Source organism: Pseudomonas sp. 65/3-MNA-CIBAN-0223, assembly GCF_040310425.1.
GTDB classification, from domain to species: Bacteria; Pseudomonadota; Gammaproteobacteria; order Pseudomonadales; family Pseudomonadaceae; genus Aquipseudomonas; species Aquipseudomonas gregormendelii.
Map to the genome: position 1 here is coordinate 1 of NZ_JBEOPV010000103.1, position 280 is coordinate 280.

Consider the following 280-nt stretch of genomic DNA (forward strand, 5'->3'; position numbering starts at 1 on the left):
CGCATATGCACTGTCGGCCCGCGCTGATGTGTTACAGGCCGAGCAGGTTGGCGACGTAATCGGCGTCCTTGTCGCCGCGGCCGGAAAGGTTGACCAGGATATGGCTGTCCTTGCCCAGCGTCGGCGCGGTGCGAATCGCCCAGGCCACGGCATGGGCGCTTTCCAAGGCAGGGATGATGCCCTCCACACGCGATAGAGTCATAAAGGCATCCAGGCATTCCTGGTCGGTCGCGGTCTGGTAGTTCACCCGGCCGATGTCCTTGAGATAACTGTGCTGTGG

The 280-nt window shown here is 62.1% G+C and carries 1 pseudogene; it reads right to left on the reverse strand.

Going from position 1 to position 280, the window contains the following annotated elements:
- Nucleotides 1-31 precede the first annotated feature (31 nt).
- Nucleotides 32-280, reverse strand: a pseudogene (locus AAEZ09_RS28105) (tryptophan synthase subunit beta); the annotation flags it as partial.